This is a genomic window from Streptomyces sp. NPDC026394 (assembly GCF_055567735.1).
On record NZ_JBVHPX010000032.1, the window covers coordinates 19,821 to 41,586 of the forward strand.

21 protein-coding genes and 1 pseudogene are annotated in these 21,766 nt (G+C 70.8%); 9 read left to right on the plus strand and 13 right to left on the minus strand.

Features of this window, described 5'->3' with window-relative positions:
- Positions 1 to 63 precede the first annotated feature (63 nt).
- From ACZ4QV_RS38715 to ACZ4QV_RS38725, 3 genes are all read right to left on the minus strand, one after another.
- Entirely contained in the window at positions 64 to 1,335 is a 1,272-nt protein-coding gene (locus ACZ4QV_RS38715; RefSeq protein WP_467764137.1) for a competence protein CoiA, read from the minus strand.
- A gap of 13 nt (positions 1,336 to 1,348) precedes the next feature.
- Positions 1,349 to 1,624: a hypothetical protein gene (locus tag ACZ4QV_RS38720; RefSeq protein ID WP_467764138.1), complete on the minus strand. Its 276-nt coding sequence runs from the start codon at positions 1,622 to 1,624 to the stop codon at positions 1,349 to 1,351.
- A 95-nt stretch (positions 1,625 to 1,719) separates the two neighbouring features.
- The gene (locus tag ACZ4QV_RS38725) at positions 1,720 to 2,040 is read right to left on the minus strand and encodes a DUF6087 family protein (RefSeq protein ID WP_467764139.1); all 321 of its coding nucleotides are present in this window, start codon (positions 2,038 to 2,040) and stop codon (positions 1,720 to 1,722) included.
- A 204-nt stretch (positions 2,041 to 2,244) separates the two neighbouring features.
- Between ACZ4QV_RS38725 and ACZ4QV_RS38730 the strand changes: the two genes are divergently transcribed.
- From ACZ4QV_RS38730 to ACZ4QV_RS38740, 3 genes are all read left to right on the plus strand, one after another.
- Positions 2,245 to 2,457, plus strand: a complete 213-nt coding sequence (locus ACZ4QV_RS38730; protein ID WP_467764140.1) for a helix-turn-helix domain-containing protein — start codon at positions 2,245 to 2,247, stop codon at positions 2,455 to 2,457.
- 185 nt (positions 2,458 to 2,642) lie between these two features.
- Positions 2,643 to 3,533, plus strand: a complete 891-nt coding sequence (locus ACZ4QV_RS38735; RefSeq protein WP_467764141.1) for a restriction endonuclease — start codon at positions 2,643 to 2,645, stop codon at positions 3,531 to 3,533.
- A gap of 171 nt (positions 3,534 to 3,704) precedes the next feature.
- A complete protein-coding gene (locus ACZ4QV_RS38740; protein WP_467764142.1) occupies positions 3,705 to 4,529 on the plus strand; it encodes an SAM-dependent methyltransferase in 825 nt (274 codons plus the stop codon).
- 110 nt (positions 4,530 to 4,639) lie between these two features.
- On the opposite strand, the gene ACZ4QV_RS38745 is transcribed toward ACZ4QV_RS38740, so the two are convergent.
- From ACZ4QV_RS38745 to fxlM, 5 genes are all read right to left on the minus strand, one after another.
- Positions 4,640 to 5,752, minus strand: coding sequence for a thiopeptide-type bacteriocin biosynthesis protein (locus tag ACZ4QV_RS38745; protein WP_467764143.1), 1,113 nt, complete (start codon positions 5,750 to 5,752; stop codon positions 4,640 to 4,642).
- The gene (locus ACZ4QV_RS38750) at positions 5,734 to 6,888 is read right to left on the minus strand and encodes a lanthionine synthetase C family protein (protein ID WP_467764144.1); all 1,155 of its coding nucleotides are present in this window, start codon (positions 6,886 to 6,888) and stop codon (positions 5,734 to 5,736) included. The genes ACZ4QV_RS38745 and ACZ4QV_RS38750 overlap by 19 nt, the downstream gene beginning before the upstream one ends.
- Positions 6,885 to 9,962, minus strand: coding sequence for a lantibiotic dehydratase (locus ACZ4QV_RS38755; RefSeq protein WP_467764145.1), 3,078 nt, complete (start codon positions 9,960 to 9,962; stop codon positions 6,885 to 6,887). The genes ACZ4QV_RS38750 and ACZ4QV_RS38755 overlap by 4 nt, the downstream gene beginning before the upstream one ends.
- Positions 9,963 to 10,038: 76 nt before the next feature.
- On the minus strand, positions 10,039 to 10,230 hold the full coding sequence (locus tag ACZ4QV_RS38760) for an FxLD family lanthipeptide (protein ID WP_467764146.1): 192 nt from the start codon (positions 10,228 to 10,230) through the stop codon (positions 10,039 to 10,041).
- Between the two features lie 3 nt (positions 10,231 to 10,233).
- Positions 10,234 to 11,508, minus strand: a complete 1,275-nt coding sequence (gene fxlM, locus ACZ4QV_RS38765) for a methyltransferase, FxLD system (RefSeq protein WP_467764147.1) — start codon at positions 11,506 to 11,508, stop codon at positions 10,234 to 10,236.
- Between the two features lie 115 nt (positions 11,509 to 11,623).
- Here fxlM and ACZ4QV_RS38770 point away from each other — a divergent pair.
- The 5 genes and pseudogenes from ACZ4QV_RS38770 to ACZ4QV_RS38790 all read left to right on the plus strand — a co-directional run.
- Positions 11,624 to 12,052: pseudogene (locus ACZ4QV_RS38770) on the plus strand (helix-turn-helix domain-containing protein); the annotation flags it as partial.
- A gap of 99 nt (positions 12,053 to 12,151) precedes the next feature.
- Positions 12,152 to 13,213: an XRE family transcriptional regulator gene (locus ACZ4QV_RS38775; protein WP_467764186.1), complete on the plus strand. Its 1,062-nt coding sequence runs from the start codon at positions 12,152 to 12,154 to the stop codon at positions 13,211 to 13,213.
- A gap of 103 nt (positions 13,214 to 13,316) precedes the next feature.
- Entirely contained in the window at positions 13,317 to 13,799 is a 483-nt protein-coding gene (locus tag ACZ4QV_RS38780) for a hypothetical protein (RefSeq protein ID WP_467764148.1), read from the plus strand.
- Positions 13,800 to 14,035: 236 nt separating this feature from the next.
- A complete protein-coding gene (locus ACZ4QV_RS38785) occupies positions 14,036 to 14,224 on the plus strand; it encodes a hypothetical protein (RefSeq protein ID WP_361157709.1) in 189 nt (62 codons plus the stop codon).
- 85 nt (positions 14,225 to 14,309) lie between these two features.
- Positions 14,310 to 15,095 carry a hypothetical protein gene (locus ACZ4QV_RS38790; protein ID WP_467764149.1) on the plus strand — a complete coding sequence of 262 codons (786 nt, stop codon included), beginning with the start codon at positions 14,310 to 14,312 and terminating at the stop codon, positions 15,093 to 15,095.
- Between the two features lie 56 nt (positions 15,096 to 15,151).
- Here ACZ4QV_RS38790 and ACZ4QV_RS38795 read toward each other — a convergent pair whose 3' ends face one another.
- A complete protein-coding gene (locus tag ACZ4QV_RS38795) occupies positions 15,152 to 15,748 on the minus strand; it encodes a hypothetical protein (RefSeq protein ID WP_467764150.1) in 597 nt (198 codons plus the stop codon).
- 127 nt (positions 15,749 to 15,875) lie between these two features.
- A complete protein-coding gene (locus ACZ4QV_RS38800; RefSeq protein ID WP_467764151.1) occupies positions 15,876 to 16,778 on the minus strand; it encodes a methyltransferase domain-containing protein in 903 nt (300 codons plus the stop codon).
- Between the two features lie 509 nt (positions 16,779 to 17,287).
- Between ACZ4QV_RS38800 and ACZ4QV_RS38805 the strand changes: the two genes are divergently transcribed.
- The gene (locus ACZ4QV_RS38805; protein WP_467764152.1) at positions 17,288 to 17,818 is read left to right on the plus strand and encodes a GNAT family N-acetyltransferase; all 531 of its coding nucleotides are present in this window, start codon (positions 17,288 to 17,290) and stop codon (positions 17,816 to 17,818) included.
- A 96-nt stretch (positions 17,819 to 17,914) separates the two neighbouring features.
- Here ACZ4QV_RS38805 and ACZ4QV_RS38810 read toward each other — a convergent pair whose 3' ends face one another.
- The 3 genes from ACZ4QV_RS38810 to ACZ4QV_RS38820 form a co-directional block, all read right to left on the minus strand.
- Positions 17,915 to 18,373: an SMI1/KNR4 family protein gene (locus ACZ4QV_RS38810; protein ID WP_361157695.1), complete on the minus strand. Its 459-nt coding sequence runs from the start codon at positions 18,371 to 18,373 to the stop codon at positions 17,915 to 17,917.
- A gap of 947 nt (positions 18,374 to 19,320) precedes the next feature.
- Positions 19,321 to 20,424 carry a hypothetical protein gene (locus tag ACZ4QV_RS38815; RefSeq protein ID WP_467764153.1) on the minus strand — a complete coding sequence of 368 codons (1,104 nt, stop codon included), beginning with the start codon at positions 20,422 to 20,424 and terminating at the stop codon, positions 19,321 to 19,323.
- Between the two features lie 454 nt (positions 20,425 to 20,878).
- The gene (locus tag ACZ4QV_RS38820) at positions 20,879 to 21,679 is read right to left on the minus strand and encodes a GNAT family N-acetyltransferase (protein ID WP_467764154.1); all 801 of its coding nucleotides are present in this window, start codon (positions 21,677 to 21,679) and stop codon (positions 20,879 to 20,881) included.
- Positions 21,680 to 21,766 lie beyond the last annotated feature (87 nt).

Genomic DNA, 21,766 nt, shown 5'->3' on the forward strand with positions numbered 1-21,766 from the left:
CGCCGCCAGGGCGGTCGACGAAGCGTACGCTGACGGGAAGCTTCCTCACTGGGCAGGGGGCTCCTACTCGGGCAGGACGATGATGCGGGTGCCGTTGGGGGCGTCGCGTCCGAGGATGCGCAGCTCGTCGAGGTTGCGGACGAAGATGAGCAGTCCCTTGAGCTGGTCCCAGTTGACGAACTGGGGTCGGGGCCGCAGGACGGCGTACGGGCGGTCGCCCGCGTACAGGGGTGTGCCCAGGGCCCAGCGGCGGTCGCCGTCGCGGTGGCGCAGTTCGGCGTTGACGCCGAGCAGGATCCGGGCCTCGGCCAGGGCGGCGGCGTGGAGGTACTCGCGTTCGTGGCTGGGGAGGTTGACCTGCCACACCGGTTCCGGGCGCGAAGCGGGCGGCCGGATCTGCACGGGCACGGCGGGCAGTTCGGCCGGAGGCTTGGGCGAAGCGGCGAGCTGACGGACCCGTGCCCGGTACTCCTCTTCCTGGCGCTGGCGCTGGCGCTGGCGCTGTACCTCTTCTCGGCGCTGTGCCTGTTCCCACTCGGCGACCGCGCGGTCGTGGGCCTGCTGGTAGGCGGTGGCGGCGGTGATGTACTGCGGCGCGGTCCACACGCCCGTCCAGGCGTGCTGGTCGGTGTGCAGCCAGGTCGGTAATCGGTGCGCAACGGCCCGGCCGGTGAGCACCCAGGCGGTGAACGACCGCAGGTCAGCGCGCGTCTGGTGCCACTCGCCGTGGCCGACGGTGCGGCACAGGAAGTGCTCGTCGCACTGCTCGACGGTGAACCGGGCCAGGCCACCGGCCACCATCCAGTTCGGCTTGTCGTCCTCGGGTGGCCGGACGTGGACGGAGGGCACTTCGCCGACCCAGGGCCGCAGCTTGGTGGCGACCCAGCACACCCGTACACCGTCCTTCGCGAACCGCGCCGTGCGCTCGCTGATCTCGTCCACGGTGATCGGGGACAACTGCGCCTCCCACGCCATCCGCAGGCTGCCATCCGGCGAGGACGCTACGACGTCGGCTCGCCAGTCACCGTCGGGCCCGCGGACCTCGAGCTCGGCGTGGTACCCGGCTGCGCGCACGGCGGTGGCCAGCTCCAGTTTCAGCAGATGGTGCTCCATAGACTCCCCGGCCAGCGCGCACGTGGGCGCGCCGGGGTCGTGGGCGAAGAACCGCAGCCCGTGCTGGGAGACCTTCGCGTGCATCGGGTACGCGCACTCCGGACAGACCATCCTCACGCGGGGGCGGGCGCGGTGGACGGCCTCCCATGCCCAGCCGCAGCCGAGGTCGGGCTGGGTGGCATCCAGTCGGCCGCGCCCGTCGTGCTGCGCGGTGAAGCCCACGGTTTCCTCCTGGTCAGGACGCCTGTGATCCGGGATGCGGCTGTGAGAGATAGCTGCCGGAGACGTCGACGGTGAGGTCGAGGCGGACGCCGGGCTGGTCGGGGGCCGGTTCGCAGTCGTCCGGGCACAGGTAGAAGGGGACGAGGTTGACCGACGTCACGGACACCCCTTCGTGCTCGGCGACCCACCGGCCGGCGGCCGTGAGCAGGGCGGCGACGTCGTCGCCGGTGATGGACGCGGTCTGGATGTTGAGGGCGTCGACCGTGATCTGGGGCGGGACAATGGGCATGCGTCTCCTTCATGAGGGTCGGGTGGCTGGGCCTGGAGGGGGCGGGGTGGGCCCGGGCGTCGAGCGCCGTGGAGGCGTCGCTTCGGTGCGGGCTCTCAGCGACTTTCCTCTGTCGGGGTCGTACGGCGGTGCCGCCCCTTCCCGAGGCCGAGCGCAGGGCGATCCCAGTCGGCGGGCTTGTCCTTCACCGGCTGCGGTGGATACAGCAGGGCCTTCGCGGCGTCCAGGTCCTCGGCGACGCCGATCGTCTCCCACTCGGTTCCGTTCCACTCCTGAATGACCCGTGAAGCATCCGGCTCGACGTGCGCTGCTCGATGCGGGCCTTCGGTGAGCGGCACTGCCCGGCGTTTCCCCGTCGCGGCGGCCCGGCGCTCCTCGCGTCGCTGTGCCCACTCCCCCAGCGGTTCTTCGTTCATCGGAGCATCGTGGCGCAACCCCGCTCCGCGTCGCCACCCTTGGCCGGAATGGCGGTGCCTGTGCTCCTCCGCCCTGTCGAACTCCCTTCCGCCGCCCAGGATCGAGACGGCCAGGGGCGTGCGCCTTCGCCGAATCGGTGGCCGGCGTCTTCGCCCCGCGCGATCATGGGGGCATCGCCCGCCCTTGCAGGGAGGAATCCGCTCATGGCCAAGAAGACGCCCGCCCACCGGCTCGCGCCCGGCGCGGACCGCGACAAGCTCGCCGCCGAGCTGAAGAAGAAGTACGACGCCGGGGCAAGCATCCGGGCCCTGGCCGAGGAGACAAGCCGCTCGTACGGCGGCGTGCACCGTCTGCTCGAAGATGCAGGGACCACGTTCCGCTCGCGCGGCGGCGTCCCGCGCCGTCCGGAGTCCTGACGGTTCCGCCACCTCGAGTTCCTCCGGCCACGGCAGAGGAGTAGCACGGTCGCCAGGCCATCGGGAAGAGTGCGGTGCTCTTGCTCGGCGTCCCCCGGCCGGTGGGCCGAGGCCGACACGGGATGTCGGTGCCCTGTGGTGGAGTTGCCGCCTGGCCTGTGACGTCAACTCGCGAAGGAGTAACGATGGTTGAAGACAAGGCGCATGGCGGCGAACGGCCGGAAGGCGGCGATGCGCCCGCCAGCTTAACCCAGCGCACCGCGGTCCCGGACGGAGGGCCGGACCCTGACCTCCTGCTGAACTCCCCGGATCCGGGCCGCGATCCTGCCGGGCCGCAACGGTGGGTCTCGCGTGAGGAGCTGCGCGGCGGCGTGCTGATCGGCGCGGCAGTGGCCGCCCTCGCGGCGGTGGTCGGGTTCGGGCTCTGGCTGGGAGCCTGGCTGAACGAGCACTGGGGGATCTATGCCGTCGTGCCGCAGGTGGTGTTCATGATGCTGGCCGTCTGGGGTCTGGCCGGCGACCAGCGCCGCCGGTGGGAGGAGCGGCGGGTCCGAGACGTGCGGGTGTCGTTGGAGGGGATCGACGCTCTGCATCACCGCGAGTTCGAGTTCGCGGTGCGGGATCTGATGCGCCGTGACGGCTTCGAAGCCGAGCGGGTCGGCGGAGCGCACGATGACGTCTGCGACGTCCGCGGTGTCGACGCAGATGGCCGGATCTGGGTCGTTCAGTGCAAGCACAAGCGGGACGGCTGGGAGGGCAAGGCCATCGGAGTGGAGGTCTTGCAGCGGCTCAACGGCACTGCGAAAACGGTCCACGGGGCCCGGTTCGCGGTCGTCGTCACCAACGGCCGGTTCACCCTGCCGGCGGTGGAGCGGAGCGAGACGTACGGCGTCCACCTGGTCGACCGTGGCCGGCTGGAGCTGTGGGCCGCCGAGGGCCGGCCGCTGTGGAAGCTGCTGGAAGGGGTCAAGCCCGCCCGGCGGCTGCCGGGCCAACGCCAGCGGCGGCCCGGGGCTGCCCGGGCCGCCGCCGCGGTGTCGGCCTTGGGCCGTCAGGGCCGGCCGAGGGCTCGGTAGATCCACCCTGCGCCGCGCCGCCTCCGGCCGTGGTGCCTTGACGGTAGTCGCCCATGTGTCAGGTCTCGCCCGCGCGCCCGCGGCAGAAGTCCCGCCCGAACGCATCCCTGGCCGGGTCGGTTCTTCTACGATCGAGGCGACAGCGGATGGCTCCCAGAGACGGGGTTGATCATGACCGATCACACCACACGTTTTGATCAGACCCAGCCGAGCATCGCCCGTGTCTATGACTACCTGATCGGCGGTAAGGACAACTACGCCGCCGACCGCGAGCTCGGTGACTTCTTCATCAACGAGCTGCCGGGCTCGCAGGCGATCGCATTCGCCAACCGCCAGGCTCTGATCCGTGCGGTCGGTGCCATGGCGCGCGAGGGCATCCATCAGTTCGTGGACATGGGCAGCGGCCTGCCCACCGCCGACAACGTGCATCAAGTCGCCCAGCGTCACCATGCTGCCGTGCGCGTCGCCTACGTCGACAACGATCCGATCGTGCTCGCCCACGGCCGCGCCCTGCTGGCCACCGACGACCGCACCACGGTGATCCAGGCAGACCTGCGCGAGCCGGACGACATCTACGGCAACTCTGATGTGGCGAGGCTGATCGACTTCGCAGAGCCGGTGGGAGTCATCTTCAGCGCCATCCTGCACCACCTCAACGACGACGAACGACCCGCCGAACTCGTGCGCTGGTGGGCGGACCGCATCCCGTCGGGCAGCCAGGTCTACATCTCGCACTTCCGCTGTGGCGAGACCGAGAGGACTCAACTCGCGGAACAGAAACTGCAGGCCAGCTTCGGCCGCGGCCGCTGGCGCACCGACGAGGAGATCATCAGCCTCTTCGGCGACCTTGAGCTGCTCGAACCGGGCCTGGTGAACTGCTCGCTGTGGCGTGCGGAACGCGCTCTGGCCGGTGATGCCGCCGCAGCCGAGACGGGGCAGCACGAACTGACGGTGTGGGAGCAGATGATCTCCTGCGCGCTGGCCCGCAAGCCGTAACCAGGGGCCAACCAGTTCCGCGCCGTCGCGCGCCCCAGGCTGGCGGCCAGGACGGCGATGCTTCGGCCTTCGGCCGCAGACCAAGCCGTCGGTCAGGCAGTGGGCTCGGCTCAATCAAGACCTCGGCGGACACCGGAGGTGGGCTCGTTCTCCCGGCACCGACCCGACTGGTCGTGTGACGTAGTGTCCCGGGTGGCTGGTGGATCCAAGATCGCCGTGCGTGCGGCTGCTGCGAGGATGCTCTGCCGTCGCGCGGGCAGGCCGAGGCGGTTCCAGTGGAAGAGCACGTGGTAGCTGATGATGTGGCGCAGCCCTCGGTCCAGCCTTCCGGTGCGGGCGGCTTCACCGAGGGCTGCGCCGGCTCGACGGAACGCCTCAACCCAGCCGGCGGCGACCGCCAGTGGCGCGTTGTCCCCGACAAGCGGCCCGTCCGTTGCTGTGTCGGCGCGCATCAGCTGGCGCAGGTCGTCACCCAGGCGTTGGAGGTGGCCGGGAGGGACGGTGTCGGGCAGGGGCCGCTCCTGGCAGACGCGTTGCCACACATCGCCTTGTTCATACCATTCCAGGGCTGCGGCACGCAGCAAGGTGCTGCACAGCAGGACGGACAGCTCTCGGCGGCCGACCGTGATTTCGCTGAGCCGGTGGAGGCCCAGGAGGCCCAGGATGGCGTGGCTGTCGGCGTGGAAGAGGTCGTGCGCGATGTGCATGCCGGTGGCGTTGCCGAATGCGGCGGTCTCGGGCTCGTAGATGCCGGTCCACCAGCGCAGGATGTGGCCATGGGCGGCGAGGTCGTCCAGTGCGGCACTGATGCTGGCTTTGGCCCGGTGTCCGTGGGGCGGGACGTGCAGCCGGATCCGCCAGGAAGGGTACTTGCGGATGAACCACCACGTGGGCCCGGCGTCGTGCGGTGCCGCGCGATGCAGGAGCGGCTCCAGGTGGTCGGCCGCGGCTTTCTCGGCCGTAGGCCAGTCGGGGAACTCGACGTAGATCTGCCACCAGCCGGAGGCGGTGGCGGTCTCGCGCAGTGCCCGGTAGCCGGCCTGTTGGTAGACCTCGACGGCCGCGGCCAGGTCGGCGGGGTGAACCCTGGTGCGGGCGGCGGCTGTGGTCAGGGGGGTGCCGGCCAGCACGGAGAGCACGGCGTCCGTCCGGGCGTCGTCTTGGGGTGCGTCCAGCTCGCTGTCGCGCGGGTGGTCGTCGGGGTTCAGTCGATCAGGAGGCATGCGTCCCATCCGGAGGTCGGCGCCACGTGCTGCGTGGCGGTGTTCAGGGCCAGGGCGGTGCCCGCGTGACCTTCGAGGAACCCGGTGTCCTGCTTCTCGGGCTGGGCGTGGCGGGCAAGCTGGTCGGCCAGGAGCGGCAGGTGCCTGCACAGGGCCGGGGTGAGGGCATCGTGGGCGGCGCGCCACAGGGTTTGGTAGACGCCGGCCCAGCCGTGGCACAGGCCGACGTCAGTGAGGCGCGAGAGCTGGTCGGGGTCCGAGAGACAGAGGGCGAGGTGCTGTTCGGCTGCCTGCTGGCGCTGGGGCTCGTGGGTGGCGATGGCGGCGAGTTGCTGAGCGCGGGCGATGCCGGGGGTGCCGTAGCACCAGCTGGGCCGGGCAGGACCTTGCTGGCTGGGCCGGCCGGTGCGCAGGTCGCTCAGGGTGATGATCTCGGGCCACCAGGCGCCCGTCGGGCCGGGTTGTTGCCAGGTATCGAGCCAGTCACAGATGGTGTGGAGGGCTTCGAGCTGCCCTTCGACGATGAGGTGGCGCCGTGCTGCCTGCGCGAGGAGCAGCAGCGGTCCGGTGATGCCGTGGGCGGCGCCCTGGTTGCTGTGGCCGCCGGGGTGGCGGGTGCCGGTGCGCGAGCGCTGATCGTGGGCCACCCACCATCCGGGCAGCAGGTCACCGTCGCTGCGCAGGGGCCGGGTGAGCGCGACGAGGCAGCGCAGCACGCTTTCGAGGGCCTGGCTGTGGGGGGCTCGGCGCATGAGATGCGCGCCGATACCGGTCAGGCCGTAGAAGATGTCGTACTCGGCGAAGGCGGGCTGCTCTTGCCGGCGTATGCGGCCCTGAGCGGCCTGGGCGCGGCGCAGAGCGAGGTCGGCGACGTGCACGTCCAGCGTGGCGGGGGCTCCTTGGTAGCGCGCGGACGTGCCGGCAGCGGCGTTGAGCATGTAGGCGACGGCCGGCGCACCGAGGTAGAGGCCGGTGGTATCCGCGGCGCTGATGTCCCCGGCTGCCGCACGGGTGATCCAGGAATGGGCCTGCTGCCAGCTGCCCTGGCGGGTGTGAGCGCGTTCGATGTGCAGCAAGGCCGTTCCGGCTGCGCCTATGGCCAGGGACTGCGCCATCCCGGGGCGCAAGGCGGTCACCGGGGCCTCCGGCGGGCGTGGTGCAGGGCGCAGGTGCGGGCGAGGCGTTCGCTGACGCGGCGCAGGTGCTGGTCGAGGCCGAGCGCGCGCACTTGGTGCAGCCGCAGGAGGCCGGGCAGGGCCGTCAGCGGGTCGCGCTGGGCGCCCAGACGGATCCGGTAGGAGACCAGTGCTGCGGCGCGTCTTTCCCACGCCGTGGCCACGTCGCTGGTGTGGTCGTCCGGATGGGGGCGGGGCAGCAGTGCGGCTTCGCGGCGGTGCGGGTCGGTCAGGGCGAGGGCCTGGTCGCGCAAGGCCGGGTCCAGTCGGCCGTGCTGCTGGGGGAAGTGGTGGAGCAGCCAGTGCAGTCCTTCGTCGGGCGAGGCGGTGAAGCTGACGACGAGGTCGACCAGGCTGGCCGCGGTGAGCGCCTGCGCGCTGGTTGCGCCCAGAGCGGTCATGCGGATCTGGGCGAGGGCTGCGGCCGAATCGTCGGCGAAGACCTGGTAGGCGGCCGTCATGGCCGGGCCATGGCCGTACCGGGCTGATTGCGGCTCGTAGGTGGCGAGCGACAGGTGCGCGATCAGGTGCTTGCGGCGCAGCCCGCAGGCCCAGTCGTGGACGAGGGCGGCGGCCTGGCCGTAGGCGTCGGCGTCGTGCAGGTGCAGGCAGACGGACAGGTACTGGTCGGCGTCGGGGCGGGGCAGGACGCGGTGGCGGCTGAACCACCACTGCGGCGCGGTGGTGAAGCTGGCGAGCAGGGCGGGCAGGTGCTCAGCGAGGATCTCGTCGTAGCGCCCGGGATGGGTGTGGAGCTGGGCGGACAGGAGGGCGGAGCGGCCCGGCAGGTGTACGCAGTCCTCCGTGCGGGCGGGCGCCGGTGCGGGGGCGGTGGCTGCGGGGACGGCGGGTGCGGTGGCCGTCAGCGGAAGCAGGAGTTCGTGGGCGTGGCCGATCCAGGCGAGGTCCGCGCAGCCCGGGGCCTCGCGCAGTTCGAGCCGCTGGGAGGCGTTGAGACGGGTGCGCAGGAGGAGGCGGTGCCGAGCGTGCGTGAGGTCCAGCCGTAACCGCTGTTCGCCTTCGACGAGGGTGACCCGGTCGGGGACACGCTGTCGGGCACGCCACGCCGCGAACTGCTTCTCCCACGTGTCAACGGCGGTGTCGCGGCCGGGCAGTTCCCGGCCCGTCAGCAGCCACCTGGCCGGGGCGAGGACGGCGCGCTTGTACCGCACCCGGGGCAGGAAGGGCAGATGAGCTGCGGCCCCGAAGTCGAAGGACTTGTACACCGCGCAGCGGGAGGAGGCCACTTCCGCCAGGAACCGCGCGAGGGGCGGGGTATGCACCCCGGCCTCCAACGCGTGCGCCACCCGCGCTTCGATGCGCTGCCCGGTCGAGAGCCGGACGAGGTACAGCCGGTGGGCGTCCGCGGTGACCGCGAGGTCCGCCAGCGCAATGAGGCCCCGGTGCGGCGCCCGGTGCTCGCCCAGGGCGATCACGTGGGGGAGGAGGGGCTGGGTGCGGCTGATGTTCTCGTTGCGGCGCCGCCGGGGGGCGAACGACAGCTGCGCGGCGGTGCTGTCGGGGCCGGCGGCCTGGTAGGTGGCGGCGAGCCGCGCATGGTCCTGGGCGGGCAGGAGGTGGACGAAGCGGCCGGCCATGCTGCTGCCCGGCCGGGGCGTGCCGGTGACCAGAATGCGGAAGCTGCCCCGGGTCAGGGCATCGGCGCTGGCGGCGTGGACCTCTATGGCCACCTCCACCCGGGGCACCGGGAGCGTCTCCGTCTCCTCCTGCAGCTCCTTGATCACAGGCTCGGTCAGGACGATCTCGCCGCGGTCTTCCGCCGCGGCGCGCTGGACCAGGCGCAGCAGCTTGCGGTCGCGGTCGGTCAGCTGGCGCGGGGCGCTGGGGCAGGCGGAGCCGAGATAGCCGGCCGGCAGGCCAAGGCCGCTGTCGGCGACCAGGTCCAAGACGGGCACGGCCGCCGCGGTGCCGTACCGTGCGCGAAAGCGCGCGTGGTAGTCGCGCCAGGCCGGGTAGCCGAACGGGTAGGGCGAGAGCCGGTGCAGGACGTTGACGGCGCCCTCCGCTTCCGCGACCACCCGATGAGGGAGGCGTACATCGCAGTCCAGGGAGGTGTCGATCACCATCGGCAGCGACGTGGACGTGCTGACTTCCCGCATACGGGCGGCCAGCCTGGGCCGCGATGACCATCCGCCGGTCGGTGGTGCAGCGAGTTCTTCCCGCAGCGCGTGCAGCGTGCGCACCAGGTCCGCGACGGCGGGGATACGGTGCGCTTCGACGGCGTCGAGCTGGGTGCACACATGCCCGAGAGCGTCCAGGCACGTCATGGGAGCCCGCAGGCAGCTGATCAGCACGTTCTGGGCGAGGAGATCGCCGAGCGTGTCGTCGATCCGGCCGGCCGGGACGGCGGGGAACTTCTCGCCCAGCAGTGCGCGCAGCTCGCGCCAGACGATGGGCTCCCGGGCGGCCTCCAGCGCGACGATCACCGGCTGGGTATGGCGCACGGAAACCTCCAGCGGCGCCAGGCCCTTGGGGTCCTCACCTGGTGGAGGCCCCGGGACGACGTAGCGCTCGCCGCGACGACGGCCGGTATCGTTGGAGACCACGGCCAGGCGTTCCCGTAACGGCCGGCGCTGGTGGAGGCGGTCGATGACGCCGGTCAGCCACCAGGCATCGGCCCGTGCCACGGTGCGGTGCCGGTGGCCCCAGGCGGCCAGCGCCGGTGCGGTGATCCGCGCGGGGGCCACCCCGGCGAACAGGCCGAACGGGGTGGGGCGGCTCGACCAGCGCAGGAGGTAGGCCGCCAGGGACAGGACGCTGCGGCGGACCTGCCGCGGCGCGCACCGCTCCTCGGCCACCACGTCGGATATCTGCCGGCACAGGCCGGGGCTGGCCGCAGCGAGGGCATCGCGAAGGTCCTGGCGCTGCCACAGGCCGGCCAGCCACATCCGCGCCTCCTTGATGCCCGTGTCGCTGAACAGGTCGAGGTCGCGTGGCAGGTCAAGGGCGCCGGGGTCGGTGGTGGCGCGCAGCAGCGCCCCGGCTCGCCATCGGTATCCCGCTGTGGGCTGCATCGCCCCTCCTTGCTCGCTGGATGCGGTCACTGGTGCGCCGGTCAGGTAGCCCGGCGCACCAGTGGGGCCGGGTGCGTCAGGACGGGTCACCGACGAAGCTGTCGCAGGCGCTGGCACCGTCGACACAGGTGTCACCGCAGCCGTCGTCGGTGGGGCAGTCGCCGGTATTCGCCGTGGGGTGGGCGGTCACGATGACGCGCACATCGAGCGTGAACTCATCGATCTCATCGGTGCTCGTGTCGCTCTCCCGTACGAGGAGGTCTGGCATGGCTCACTCTCCTTGCTCGGTGGTGTGGCGCTGGACTTCCTGGGCCGCGGCCGCATCGGCGGTCGCGGGCCAGGAGAGGGTGACCCGGCAGTGGGTCTTGTCGATGACCCGCCCGCCGGGAAGCTCAGGGATCCGCTCGTCGGGGGTGCCGACCGGGTAGACGACGATGCGCGGGCCGGGCCCGCCGCGGTGTGCCCGGTCCCAGGTGCGCACGTGGTCGGCGAGGGCTTCAGCGACGGCGGGGGCGTGAGGGCCGAAGGCGTGGGCCCCGTATTCGAGGGACTGTTCGTCCTCGGTGACGCGCGTGGTGAGGTAGGCGAAGTCCGCGCCGTCCACGCTGGCCAGCGAGAAGTGCTTGTTCCGCGGGTTGACTCCAGCGCTGCCCGCTTCCGCGTTGACGGACATGGTGCAAAAGCCCGGCACTACGGTGGCCAGGTACAGCTGGAGCATGTCGACGGGCTCCCCGCGCCGGACGGTTACCCCGCTCCAGCTCTCCGCCCGCCGCCCGCGCACGGCACGGCCCACCAGGTCCGGATCGGCGGGCAGGTCGTCATCGAACCTCAGAACGATGTCGTCGCCGTTGACCAGCAGCAGCTGCGCATCTCGCGCCCCGGTGCCGCGCATGGACACGAAGCCGCAGATCCGCGCCGAGGTGCTGACCAGGCGGGGGCCCGCGCGACGGAAGGCGAGCGATCGTACGAGCCCGCGGATGCGCAGCGGCACCACCAGCCGTCCGTCCCCGGCGAGCTGGTCGACCCACGCGGGCGGGATGTCCCACGATCCGACGGTCACCATGATCACGTCGTAGGGGGCGTGCGCGGCAACGCCCTGCGCGGCGTCGGCCAGGACCACCCGCACCTGCGGGTACCCGGCCTGCTCCAGCAGTCGGGACGCCCGACCGGTGATCTCCGGGTCGATATCGACCGTCGTGACCTCGCCGTCCGGACCGGCCAGCTCCGCCAGGTACGCCGCGTTCAGGCCCCCGGAGCCGATCTCCAGCACCCGCATCCCGGGCCGGACCTGGGCCTGCTCCAGCATGAACGCCTGGATCTGCGGCGCGCTCACCGAACTTGCCGCAACCCCCTGCTCGTTCCTCTTGGTGACCACGGCCTGGTACGGACGGTAGACGTCCTCCAAGCTGGCCCCGGGCGTGAACCGGTGCCGCTCGACCTTGCGCATCACCGCCTCGACTTCCTTCGAGACGATCTCGCCCCGCGCGACGAGCTCGTCGACGACGTGGTCGCGCAGCCGGGCGGGGTCACAGCTTGCATCGGTCATCAAGGCCCTTCCTGAGGTACATCCACGAGCCGCTCACTGACGCAGCCTGTGCGCCGGGTTGACGGCCCTGGGCAGCCGGAGAAGACGGCGAGTCTAGGGCCTCAGACGGCCCGTCATGGCCCACAGCCGAACCGGACACGGGCGAGTCGCAAAGCGCGGTTCCCGGCGGTCCGCCGGCGTGCCTTTGTCAGTCTCTGGCGTCCGCTACCGCCGGGCTAGCCAGCGCGGCGTGGGCCTCAACTTCTGTGCGTCATCCGCAAGTTCTGTGCGTGCTTCCCGATGCGGGCTGAGGGGCATAGCCCCCGTAGACGTGCTCCCGCCGCGAGGAGGCACCGTGGGCGTCACATCCCCGAACGCTTCGTTCAGCCCTGACCTCGGCGCGCTGATACGGGGCGGACGAGGTGCCCGGCGGCCGAAGATGACCCAGGCGCAGCTCGCGGTGCTTGTGGGCTACTCCGCTTCGTGGGTCTGCCGCATCGAAGCCGGCGCAATCATCCCGCCCTGGGAGACACTGCTGCGCATCGCCGCCGCTCTGGGCATTCCACCGGATGATCTGATCGGTGCCGCTCACCCGCCGGAGCGAGACCCGGCCCCAGATACGCCAAGTCCAGGATGCAGCTGTACGACGGCCGCTACGGTGACCATGGGGGCCAGCGAGAGCCAGCAGGAGGGCACCGTGCGGCGCAGGGGTTTTCTCACCGGAGCAGCGGGGATCAGCGCTGTCCTACTCACCGGCGCCCGGGCGGCCGCAGAACAGCCACTGGAGGAACGGGAGCTGGGGGCCTGGCTGGAGACGGCCCTGTTCGCCCTGCCCGCCAGCGGGCCCGTGCCGATCAGCCGCCTCGAGCAGGCCCTTAGCCGGGCGCGCGACGACTTCCGCCGCACCCGCTACCAGGCCCTGAGCACCGAACTGCCCCTGCTCCTCGCGGCCGCCGACGCGACCCGCGACCACCTCACCGGCCACGCCCGGGAGCGAGCCGATGCCCTGGCCTCCTACGCCTACAGCCTTGCGGGCGAACTCGCCAGCAAACAGCGGTCCGAAGCGACCTGGGTCGCAGCGGACCGGGCCTTGGCCGCTGCGCGCGCCTGCGGCCGGCCCGCCCCGCTCGGTGAAGCCACCCGCATGCTGTCCGTCGCCATGCGCCGCGCCGGCCGCTACCGCCAGGCCGCCGACCTCCTGCTCCGCACCAGCCGGCAGCTGGCCGACGATCCTGCCGACCAGGCCCGAGCCGTACGCGCCGCGATGCTGCTGACCTGCGGCTACACCTGTGCCCACTACGGAGACCGCACGGCCGCACTGCACCTGGTGGACGAAGCCCAGGAGATCGGACGGCGCATCTCCTACGGCCCCGGCCTGGCCGGCGCCACCATCCAGGCCACCCGTGCGCAGTGCGAGTCCTTCCGCCTGAGCATCTTCAACAAGCTCGGCACACCGGACGAGGCGGTCCCGGTCGCCGGACGCATCGACGCGGCCGTCTTCCCGACCGCCGAGCGCCGTGCCCGCTTCCACACCGATGCCGCCCGCATGTATCACCAGCTCGGCGACGACATGCGCACCTTCGCCTCCCTGCGCGCCATCGAACGCCAAGCGCCCGAGGAAGCCAGGCGCCCATCGGTCAAAGCCCTCACCACAGATCTGCTGTACTCCTCGCACCAGCCCGGTCTGAAGGAGTTCGCGGCACGGACCGGGGCACTGAAGAGCTGATCACGTCAGCGCCCGCGAGGTAAGCGTTACAGTGCGGTGCTTCGGCCCGGGTGCCCCGCCGCCGGCCTGGTCCGGGGGACACCTGCTCGCCCTCGGCGCCCGCATGACCTGGAGCACCGATGCGCCCTGCCGGGAGACCGCGCAGGGGGCCGCCCCGTGCCGCACCGAGGGCATCCTCGTCGCGGACAGGGAAGCCGCCGCCGTCTTCGCCGTCACAGAGCACCGCGCCGCCGCAGCAGCGGCCGAGTTCCGGGCGGCTGTGGCAGCACGGCTATGGGGGCCTCTGTCGGCGCGACATCGTCGTCCATCACCCAGCGACCACCCGGCCCGCCACGCCCAGTTCTACCGGCTTACCGCCCGCAACCGCATCTGGCTCGCCCGCCGCAGCCTCCCCGCCCTGCTGATCCGCGCCAGCCTCGCCACCTGGGCCGCCCTGACGGTATGGCGCGTACGTAGCCGGGACGCCTGGCAGGCCACGCTCGCCGGCGTGACGGAGGGCCTGCGCACTTACCCCGGCACCCGCTCGCCCATCAGCTGGCGCACCGTGGCCCGGCTGCCCCGCGCCGGCCGCCCACCGATCTTCTGACCAGCACCAAGCGGTGCAACGGGGCCGGACGAGCTGGGCGGCGCATTGGGGTGCGGTGCCGGCCGGCACGCCGCGCGAGACCGGGGATGGAGCAGGTACGGCGCATCACGCGCACCGAACGCCGACGGCCGCATGCAAGAGCCGGGTGCGGGAACTTGACTGCCATGCCGATGCAATGGAGGACCCGTTACCCACTTCCGCCGTGGACGGTCAGACTAATTCGTTGGGGCCGCTGGATGTTCCTCGCTTTCGGCATGCTGGAACCGGCGGTGTTCATCATGACGCTGACCGAAGAGCATCCGAGTACCTGGACGCTGATACGGACCGGGTGGGGAACGGTCTTCTTCCCTTTCATGTTCCTCCTGGCCCAGCACCTACTGCGGAAGAACGACCGGATCATCAAGGGGACGTCTTCGACCGGATAACGCTTGCTCGGCGGCCGTCCCAAGACGGTAAGGCGGCCCCGCGCCTGCCCGTCCGCCCGCTGGGCGCGAGGCAGGTGTCGAGGCCGTGGGCGGGGCGGGCGGCCGCATCGGCCACGCCGCAGCCCGCCGGCTCGGCCTGAACCGGCGCACGGTGGGCAAGTACGCGCGTGCCGCCACCTGGCAGGAGTGCGTACGCCGCGCTCCCTCCCGCCGGCCCACCAGCCTCGACCCGTACCTGGAGTACCTGCGGCAACGGTGGGAGGAGGGCGAGCACACCGCGACAGTCCTGCATCAGGAGATCGTCGCCAAGGGCTACCGGGGCCACTACCAGCGAGTCAAGATGGCCATCGCGCCGCTGCGGCGCGGCCTGCCGATCGACACACCGCGCGAGCGATCGCCCTCCCCGCGGCAGGTCGCCCGCTGGATCACCACCGCACCGTCCCGGCGCAGCCTGCACGCCACCGAGGTCCTCAGGCGGTTGCTGGAGCACTGCCCGGAACTGGCGCTCACCTACGACCTGGTGCGTCAGTTCGCCGCTATGCTCCATGCCGGCGATGCCACCCTGCTGACGGGCTGGCTGGAGCAACTCGAAGCCTCCCGCCTACCGGCCCTGGCCAGCCTGGCCACAGCCCTCCGCGAGGACCAGCCCGCAGTCGTGCAGGGGATCACCACACCGTTCAACTCCGGCGTCAACGAAGCGGATCACGGACCTGAAACTCCAGAAGAGGATCATGGCGGGCCGGGCTGGAGTGCCGCTCCTTCGTCACCGCGTCATCCTCATGGCCCATCTCCGACGCCGATATCCGTAACTGTGTGTCACCGGCGCACGGTGGCACACCCCCGCTTCACGGAAATCTTGCCGGGGCCGTGAGTGCTCCACCAAGTACGGAGTTACGTGCACCAGCTGGGAGGCTGTGAGCCAGCACGTCAACCCGTGGGCATGACAGTGGCAGGGCTGTGAACCTCCAGGATGCGTGCGGTGCCGGCCACGGTCCGGTCCTCGTGCATGGTGATCTGCTGGCCGGGCTGGACGTGCGTCCAGTGAGAGGGAGTGAGGGGCACGAGGCGAACCATGGCTCGACCTCCGGGCTCCAGACTGGGCATGTTCTCAACCCAGAGCGCGGCGATGCTGACCGCACATCCGCCGGCGGGTGACAGATGTCCGATGTCCCACATGGGCCGCAGAACTCCGGCGCCGGAGATCGGCGTCGTCCGTCGCGCCTCGGCGGCAGGACGGAGCGTCAGATCCGCCCTGATCATGCCGTTGCGGATCTCTGAGCACCGCCAATAGCACCAAGCCGCGCTCCGCTCCAGGCGGAACTGCTCAGCCGCTTCAGCGAGTTTCTCCCAGAACGCAAGAGGGAGCGAGCGAGGCTCCCCGAGCTCCTCCAGCAGGCCCAGGGCGGTTTCCCACTGGTCGTGGACGAGATAGTCCCAGATGTCCCGCACCGTGATGTCGTTCTCGGTGGCGGACTCTTCCGGCACCAGTAGGGAAGCTGATTCGAGCAGTTCAGGGACGTCCATGCGCTCATTGTCGAGCACATGAGCCATTAGGCTGCGCTTTCCTGGTCACCCGCAACGGCAACGCCATCCGCATCGCCCGCACCATCGACCTGTAACCACACACCCGCCCCGGACACGCCCGGGTACATCACGGTGAGGCCCGCACGCGCTGCCCGGCCGCCCTCGACACGCTCACCCGGTAGTCACCCAACGAAGGCCAGCCCAGCTCCTCGAAGGGGCGCTCCTTGCGCTGCCCGCGCACCTTCATGAAGGTCACGCCCGCCACCATCTGCCCCTCGGCGTTCCCGTTGCCGTCGCACACCAGCCTGCACAAGCCGTCGTAGGTGCCCCCGCCCCAGTGGAAGGGCGTGCCGACCGGCGTGACGATCACCCCGCCCGCCCGGACCTGCTCGGGCCAGGCCCGGGGCACCTCACGTACGGCTACGGTCGACAAGATGCCGTCGTACGGCGCGTCGTCGGCGTGCCCCGCCTCACCGTCCGCCACGACGAGCCGCGCGTCGACGCCCAGCCCGCCCAGCCGCTCCCGTGACCAGTCGGCGACCTGCGGATCGATCTCGACCGAGGTCACCTTGCCCGCGCCGACGCGGTGAGCGAGCAGCGCGGTGTTGTAGCCCGTGCCCGTACCGATTTCCAGAACCCGGTCGCCCTTGCGCGGATCGAAATATCCCAGCATCTGCACGACGACAGCCGGACACGAGATGGAACTGGTGAAAGCGGTGAAGGATTCGGCCTCCACCGGACCTGCAGGCCGTATCGCACCATCGTCGATCTGCGTGATCAGCATCTGCTGCGTCCGGTAAACGGCCCTGAGCCACTGCCGGGGCCGTACGGTACGGTCCATCAGCGGGTAGATGCCGTCCTGGGCCACCGGCCACCACACCCGGTCGGGCACGAAGTGCTCGCGCGGCACCACCGTGAAGGCGTCGCGCAGCCACGCCTTCCCCTCGAAGTAGCCACGGCCGTCCAGCTCCGCCGCAACCCGCTCACGCAGCTCGGCCGCCGCCTGGACGGTGCCGCCCACGGCATTCACCCGTCGTCTTCGTCCTCAGGGTCTTCGGCCGGGTCTTCCTCCGGCGGCGGGTTTCCCGGATCACCGGGACTGGATTCATCGCCGCCCACTTGCCCATTGCCATCCCGACGGTGCATAAAGCAGCCTCCTCGTCTGGCGCGTCCTCAGTGTGCCCGGGGCACGCCCGTGATCGCCACCACGCCACCATCCGGTCATCGGGTCACCAGGTGCCGACTCGCGCGAAAGTGTCCCGCGCCTTTGCGGTTCGTGTTCCGGGTACCTCGCACCCGCTGCGACACACAGCCTGGCGTATGCCCACGTCAGAGACCCTGATGTCAGGACACCGGCGTGAGAGGCCCACGGACGCTGAGCTGCGAGTCGGCAGTTGGCAAGGCACACTCACCCACGGAGCGCATCGCGATGCTCACGAGAACCTGCAGCACCAGACCTTCCTCCCGCGTGGCCGCCGGCGGAGCTTGGCGGGCTCCTTGACCTTGCTCTTCGCGCGGAGACGCGTTCAAGGTCGTCACATGACCAGGCACTCGGTGACCTTGGACGAGATCGTTTTGGAGGACTGGCCGGCCGTTCACTCATGGGCGTGCCTGCCGGAGGTGTGCCGCTATCAGCCCTGGGGACCCAGCACAGAGGCCCAGACGCAGGACTTCGTGGACTGCGCGGTCAAGGCCTGGTCGGGCAGCCCTCAGCGCCGGTTCCCGTTTGTCGCACGTGTCGGCCGGGATGTGGCGGGCATGGGTGAACTGCATGTCCGTAGCCCTAAGCAGCGCCAGGGCGAGATCTCATACATCGTGCATCCACGAGTATGGGGGCGGGGCATCGGCACGGAGATCGGTCGCCGGCTACTCGCGTACGGGTTCGACGAGCTGGGGCTTCATCGGATCTATGCCACCTGTGATCCGAGGAATCTCGGCTCCTCCCGGGTGCTGTCCAAGATCGGTATGACGTATGAGGGGCGCATGCGCCACACGGCGCTGCTCCGCGACGGCTGGCGAGACTCCCTGATCTTCAGCAGCCTCGAAGGGGAACGGCGCTCCACTGCGTAACCCCGCCGGCGGGTGCTGTCGTTCCTCAACCCGCGAATTAGGCCACTGTGATGGACTCATGCCATGACGATGTTGCTGTCTCTTCGATCAACGAGACTAGAGAGGCCCAGGATCACCCGTGGCGACGAACCGGGCCAGGGACTGCTCCAGCAGTTCCAGGAAGTGACGCAGATCGTCCGCCACCTGGTCGAGCTCCGGCTCCTCCAGCGATGCTGACCGTGTCCGGTGGATCGCGCCCTGGGGGCCCATGACATAGGACCGGCCGCTCCCGTCCGATCCGATCACCAATCCGCTCGGCTCCTGACCCTCGCCCACGCGGACGGCCCCGTACTCCATGAGGTGCTGGAGTATGTCGCGCACGGGGTGGATGAAGTAGCCGTTGCCGATGTCCTCCCAGACGACGTCGCCGACGCTGCGGTAGAAGGTGACCAGGTCACTGACCGCGAGAGGATGGCGGGCCAGAGCACGCGCCCCCTCCTGATCATCGTCATTGGCCAGGCGGACCTGGTTGGTCCCGGGCGGAAATCCGTGCCTGCCCTCGAAACCCCGTGTCATCCCGTCCAGCATTCCTGAAACCGCATTCACCCACGAGGACGGCCAGGACGACGACAGCACACGCTCATTCACAAGCTCAGATCCTGTCATGAGCTGCCAACCCGTCCCTGCAGGAGAGCTACGCCCATCTTCGTTCCCTGACCCGCCTGTCCGGGCAGGTCAGCCACCTCCAGCCGCTGGACCGTGACCGCGTGGAGCGGCTGCGGCACGAAGCGCTGACCGCCCCGGCGCCGTGGACGACCGAGTACGGCGAGTTCCAGTCCGGCGGCTGATGGACCACCTCGCTGATGAACCCCTCCGGCAATGCGGCACACGTGCGGATCGCCGACGGCACCGCAAAGCCCACCACGGTGCTGGAGCACATGTCCGCCGCCGAACTGCTGGCCGAACTGGACCTGTCCTACGTGTGGGTACGCCTGGCCCGGCCGGAGGCCAACGCGTTGCTGTGGGAACACCGCGACCACCGAACGCGACCACGCCGAGCGGTACCGGCTGCACATCCCGCTGCACCCCGACTCTTCGGCCTGCCGGGTCACCGGCGGCTCCAAGGTCCACATGCGGGGCGGGCAGATCTGGCGGCTGACGCCGGCCTTCGCCCACGGGTCTGCGATCTGCTCGGCCCGGCCCGCATCCGTCTGATCGCCGACGTCTACGCCGACGACGCCTACCAGCACCTGGCCGAGCGGGCGGCCCGGGCCCCCCGGCCACCGCCTCACAGCCGGTGCTGGCCGAGCGGGTCGCCGCCTGGCCGGCTTGGGCTGCATCGAGGCGGCCGAACGGCGGCTGCTGCGGCTGTTCGACGCCTTCGCCCTGCCCGAGGGCCCGCTGACGACGTTTGAGGGCCTTCACCCGTGGTGAAGGCCCTCAGGTTTCTTGGGGGCACACCTACGATGCGCCCATCGTGAGGCTGTGTGTTCTGCCCGTTCAGCAGCGCTTGCTCTGCGTCGTCACGCCCGGGCGGGTACCCGGTTGTCGATTGTCACCACGACGGGGTCCCCTTGTTCGTGGTAGGCGCTGCTGAGGACCCGGGCGGTGGCGAAATAGACCTGGGAGGCCATGGCCCAGTCGGCGTAGACGGTGAGTTCCTCGGTGTCCTCGCTGTCCGGCTTGAGCCGGGAGACGTTCGCCACGTGGTAAAGGGCCAGGAGCATGACGACCATCGACCGGCCGGAGAGGACCGCGGCCACCAGGCCGTTTTCGCGTTCTTCGAGGGCGGGGGTGCGAAAGTGCGGGTGGCTGCCTACCTGTGCTGCCACGAATTCCCAGGTGTCCCGGTGGCAGACCACGGTGGCCGACGCGACCCTCCCGGCCCTCATGACCGCCCAGACTCTGCCTGCCCGGGTGAGCGGACTCGGTTCCTGCACCGAGTCGTTGGGGCCCTGCTCACTGGCCTCCAGCGCCGCGCGGGGAACGTCATGACCGTTTCCACCGCTCTCCGGCGCGAACTGCTCAGCTTCAGCGGGAGACTGACCGGCTCCGTCCTCGTCGGCCGTGGGGGCGCCGGTGTCCGTGGAGATGCTCGACTGGCTGCCTGCGGGCGCGCTGTCCGCAGAGGGCTGCGGGGCGCCGGGTTCGGTCTGTGGCGCCGGCTCCTGGCCCGGGGGCTGCTTCTGCTGGGGCAGGACGGCGGGATCCGGCTCGTCTGCGGTGCTGGTCCCGTCCGGCTCCAGGGAGGGCTCTTCCGCCGAAGCGGCGGCCGCCGGCGGCCGGGCCGGTGCCACGGCCTGCAGAGCCTCCAAGATCGTGCCGATGTCCTCACTGAGACCGTCGAGCCTGTGATGCAGTCGGTCGACGTCCCGGCGCAGGTCGGCCACCGCGGCGACGGCATCGCCGGCGCGCTTGCCCGCGTTGTGGGAGCTGGTCCGCGTCTCGTACTGCGACGCTTTCAAGTCGGCGAGGGCGGTATCGCGCAGCCCTGCGATCTCGGCGGTGAACGCGGCCCGAAGGTCCCGCTCCAGGTCGTTGACCCTGGCGCCCATGCCGTCGATCGATCTGTTCATCTCGTTCTTCGTGTCGATCAGGATCGTCACGATGTCGTCCTTGCGTGGCAAGAAACTCCTCCACTCGAAGCATGTAGTCAGATGACTGCACTGCGTAGTCTGGCCGGGTGGTGCACGTACGTGGGCGGCTTTGCAAACTTGGCCTGTTCCCTCTCCCGACGGCCGGCCGCATCGGTCGGACGGCGCCGGTGATGCCCTCCTGGACCCCGGCCGCCCGCACTTGGCCCCGCTTCCTTCCCGGCCGTCGAAGCACGGCCCAGCCGCCTCAGGCACGGTGAACTGAGCGCCGCTCCCGGCGCGAACCCGGCAGGGCCTCGCACCGGCCGGACAGCAGCGCACCGGAAAGGCGGGCCGGTCCGGCGCTCAGGCGCCGGCGCGGGCACAGGGCGCCGCGCCGGGCCCGGGGGTGCTCAGGCTGGGCCGGCCCGCCGCATCTCGATGCCGATGCCACTGCCTCAGCCCCGTACCTGGCGCAGCTGCCGGACGCGGCAGGCAACTGCGCGGGTCAGCCCGTCGCCAGGGTGTAGAAGCGGATCGGCGAGTTCGGCTGGAAGCCGATCCGCGGATACACGGGGGCTCCGGCTTCGGTCGCGTGCAGCGTCGCGCGCATCAGCCCGGTGGCCCGGTGGCCCTCGTACAGGGCCTTGCGCGTGACCGCCTCCCCGTATCCCCGGCGCTGCCACTGGGGGGCCGTGGCCACGAAGGAGACGAAGAGACGCCCTTCGGCTTCGGTGGTGGCCGCACAGGTGACCGGTACGTCGCCTCGCATGGCCAGGTAGGCGTACATCCCGTCCTTCCAGAGCGCGGATCCCTCCAAGCCGTCGCGGGCCTCCTCCAATGCAAGGCCGTAGGCGCGCGCGTTGAGGTCCGCGTAGGCCTGCAGGTGATCGTCGGTGCTCACGCGGACGAAGGTGAGGTCGGGGTGGTCCGGCTCGGGCAGGGGGAGCAGGTCGCCGGCCATGCCCGTCCAGGGGAAGGCGTACTGCAGGCCCGCGTCCTCGGCCGCCGTTCCCAGGGCGGAGCGGGCCTCGTGGTCGAGCAGGTCTTCGAAGAGCCACAGGAAGCCCGGGTGCTTCCTCGCGCGCATGATGTCTGCCGCTTCGTTCAGGCGTTGGCCAAGGAGTGCGGCTCCCGTGCCCGGCTCGGTCAAGGTGATGCAGTTCAGGAAGGTGAAGCGGCAGTCGGCCCAGCGGACGGCGATGCCCGGCAGGTCGCGCACATCCGCGGAGGGGTCGCGGTCGAGGACCAGGGCCCGCCAGGCGACGGTGAGCTGCTGGACCGATTCGATGGTCTGCGGAGCGGGCACCGTACTGCCTCCAAGGATCAACGAGCGTGCGGGGCCTTCGGGGCAGGCTGGTGGCGGCGCTGCCGCCCCCGGGCCCGTGGGAATATC